Here is a 3,865-nt window from a genome sequence, read left to right as displayed (position 1 = left end):
GGCTGTATCCGGCGTGTGGATCTCCGGCCGGTGGTTGGCCGTATCCGGCGTGTGCATCTCCGGCCGGTGGTTGGCCGTATCCGGCGTGTGCATCTCCGGCCGGCGGTTGGCCGTATCCGGCGTGTGGATCCCCAGCGGGCGGTTGACCGTAACCGGCCTGTGCATCCCCGGCGTGCGGTTGGCGATACCCGGCCGGGGGATTCCCAACGGGCGCTTGCTGTCCCATCGGCGACGGCGGATAACCCCGACCCTGCTGCCACTGGTCGGTAGGCGGCCCACCGGTCGGCGACTGCTGCCCCGGCCGACCACGGGCCGCCGGATTCTGCCACTGCTCACCCTCGGGCGCCCGCCCGATCGACGGCTGCGCATACCCGGGCCCACCCTGCCACGGTGCGCCGCCCGGCGCTTGTTGTCCCATCGGCGGCTGCTGATACCCAGTTCCATTGCGCCACGGATCATTCGGCTGATCGCCGCCCGGCGCATGCTGACCCGGCTGGACAAATCCGGCCGCGTCGCCGTGCTGCGCGTCCGCACCTAGGGCGGATTGCCCCGCATCGACAGCATTGCGACCTTGTTCGCCGGACCCATGCGGACCCGATGCCTCGCCGGGCCCATCGGTCGGACGCCCGGCCTCTTCGGCCTCGGCTCCACCCGCCGTACCAGCGTCGATTTCCGATGGCAACCGATGGCGCCCACCAGCGGCCATCGATCCACCCGCGGTCCCCGGCACGGGGTGCGCGGCCCAACCAGGCGCCGCCAACCCACGATCCCGCTTCGCCTGCCCCGAGTCCGGCTGTGCGGCAGTGCCATCGGGCCCGGTCGGCCCCGCAAGGTCGGCCCCAGGTCCCTGCGGTGCCGCCCCCGGCCGCCCGAATTCGTCGGCCTGCGATCCCGGTCGGAACTCCGAGCCCACCGATCCAGGGCCGGGATGTGTGGCCCGGTCCGGCCCCGCCGAACCGCGATCCGGTTGCCCCGGTACACCACCACTGCCAGACGCTCCATGGAAATCGGTCGCCTGCGGCGCGAAAGGCGGCTGAGTGAAGTCGCTGCCAGGTGCCTGTGGTGCAGACGCCGTTCCGTGAAGGTCGCCGCCGGGTGCCTGCGGTGTAGCAGGCGGGCGAGTGAAATCGCCGCTGGGTGCCTGTGGTGCGGACGCGGTTCCGTGAAGGTCGCCGCCGGGTGCCTGCGGTGTGGCAGGTGGGCGAGTGAAGTCGCTGCTGGGTGCGTACGGTGCGGACGCGGTTCCGTGGAAGTCGCCGCCGGGTGCCTGTGGTGTCGCGGGCGGGCGAGTGAAGTCGCTGCCCGGTCCCTGTGGCCTGGAGCCAGGGTTGTGGAAGTCGGCGGGTGTCGGTGTCTGCCCGGTGATCGGAGCCGAATCGCGGGCGAGATCACCCGGTGTCGGTCCGTATTCCGATGAGGCGGGTGCGGCGGGAACCGGGGCCGTGGGTCGACCCGCGCGCCGAGTCGGATCGACGGTCGCGGGATCGAATATTGGTGTCGCACCGTGCGATTGCGCGCTGTCGCCCGTCGCGTCGGCAGCGGTGCCGTTCGCAGCGTGTTCCATGCCGGGGACCTGCGGCAGGTCCGGACGACCTACTCGGCCTGCCTCGTTTGCCGCCGACTCGGACGCCGAGCCGATACCTCCTGCGGCAGGTCCGGCCGACGAATCGGCGTCCGCCCCCTGCTGCACATCGAATTCCCCCGGCGGCGGCGGCAGTTCGGGCCGCTGCCCCACCCGCGCAGCCGCCTGCTCGGAAGCAGCCGGGCTCGCTGTCGACCGCTGCGGGGCAAGCCACGACGGCGGCTCATCGCCACCATGCGAAACCGGCGCCTGAGACTCGTCGTTTTGCGACGGCGCACTATCGGATGAATGTGAACCGACCGGGTGCGCTTCGTCCTGCCCTGACGGCGGGCTGTCGGTGTGACGGGCGGCCGGTGGACGTGGGTCATCGAGTCGCGGCGGCGCGCTATCGGATGAATGTGGGCCTGCAGGGTGCGTTTCGTCCAGTTGTGACGGAGGACTGTCGGTATGACGGGCAGCCGGTGGGCGTGAGTCGTCGATTCGCTGTGGCGGGCCGTCGGTTCCGTGTGAAGCGGGCGAGTGCGTGGCATCGAGTCGCGCTGGCGGAGCGAGACGGCCAACGCCCGAATCCTGTTCGGCTGCAGGTGTCGACTCCAGTTCCGGGGCAGCCGCCGGGGTCCGCGGCCCCATACCGGAGGCTTCAGCCCCTGGTTGCGGCTGCTCGGTGCGCGGAGTCTCGAGCCATGGCGGAGGCCCGTCGAGATCCTCGGTCGCCGACGTTGCGGGCCGCTCGCCAGTCGTTGGCGCAGTGGAGGGTTCGCCGGTTGCCGGGTGTTCACCGGCTGTCGGCAAGCCAGGCTGTTCGCTGGTCGTTGGTACGCCGGAGTGTTCGCCGGTTGTCGGCCCGGTGGGGTGTTCGCCGGTTGTGGGCGTACCGGGACGTTCACCGGTTGTCGGGAAGCCTGGGTGGTCACTTGGCGTCGGCATTGCGGGGCGTTCGCTGGTCGTTGGGTGTTCGCCGGTCGTTGGTCCGGTGGGGTGTTCGTCGGTTGTGGGCGTACCGGGACGTTCACCGGTTGTCGGGAAGCCTGGGTGGTCACCTGGCGTCGGCATTGCGGGGCGTTCGCCGGTTGTCGGGTGTTCGCCGGTCGTTGGTCCGGTGGGGTGTTCGTCGGTTGTGGGCGTACCGGGACGTTCGCCGGTTGCCGGGAAGTCCGGGTGGTCACCTGGCATCGGGATTGCGGGGCGCTCACCGGTTGTCGGTCCGCTGGGATGCCCGCCGGTTGTCGGCATGTCGGGGCGTTCGCCCGTTGTCGGCATCGCGGGGTGCCCACCGGTTGTCGGGATGCCGGGGTGCTCGCTGGTGGTCAGCGCGCTGGGGCCTTCGCTGGTGGTCGGTGCTCCAGGGTGTGCACCGGTCGGCGCAGGCGATGTGGCAGGCGAATGTGGTTGTGCGGAAGCCTGATTTGGTGGCGGCGGCAGGTCGGGGCGTTGCGACTGGTAGCGCACCGTCGCCTGGACGGATGCGGGCGGTTCGGCGGTGGCCGGTTGGATAGCGCCCGGCTGCTGGACAGCCGCAGGTTGTTGGGCGGGCGGTTGCGCAGCGCCCGATTGTTGGGGCGCGCTTGGGTAATCGGCCGCGCCTGGATACTGCGAGCCACCTCGTAGCTGGGTAGCGCCTGGATGATCGGTGGTGCCCGGCTGCTGGTCAGCTCCAAATTGTTGGGCCGCAGGCGGTTGTGTGGCACCCGGCTGTTGGGCGGTACCCGGCTGTGCGGGGCCACCTGGGTGCTGGGTGTCGTCTGCGTGTTGAGTCGCGCCCGGCTGTTGGGTGGCTGCGGGATTCAGCGGGGTTACCAGCGGTTGCGAAGGGGGTGTCGGGGGCCTGCTTCTGCCGAGGGGATCGAAGCCAGCGGAGGGTTGGCGCGGGTTGCGGGTCGGAAGTGGTTGGCCACCTTGCCATGCGTTGGCCGGGTGCGACGAACCCTGCGCGGGTGTGTCCGGAAGTGCGTGTGGGCCGGAGTCGTGGCGCGCATCGGGTTGCGGTGGGCCCGGCCTGTATGGGGCGCCGAGCCCTGGGCCGTGCTGTGCCGCGGGGCCACCGTGCGGCTCCGTTCCGTGGAAGCCGTCGGGTCCGCGCTGCTGTTCGGGCCCGCGGTGAGCGTCCGGTCCTAGATAGGCCTCCGGTCCGCGGAAGGTGTCTGGTCCGTTGTGTTGTTCGGGTCCGCGGAAGGTGTCTGGTCCGTTGTGTTGTTCGGGTCCGCGGAAGGTGTCTGGTCCGTTGTGTTGTTCGGGTCCGCGGAAGGTGTCTGGTCCGTTGTGTTGTTCGGGTCCGCGGAAGGT

Annotated in this window: 1 protein-coding gene; it reads left to right on the top strand. The window is 70.6% G+C overall.

Annotated features, from left to right (window positions below; all coding sequences use genetic code 11):
* The coding region (locus tag ACWEO2_RS19075) for a hypothetical protein (RefSeq protein WP_452406516.1) at positions 1 to 538 on the top strand (538 nt) is incomplete at its 5' end.
* Between the last annotated feature and the right edge of the window lie 3,327 nt (positions 539 to 3,865).

The organism is Nocardia sp. NPDC004278, assembly GCF_053602975.1.
Note: the sequence above shows the minus strand (reverse complement) of the source record. Positions and strands in the feature narration are given on the sequence as shown.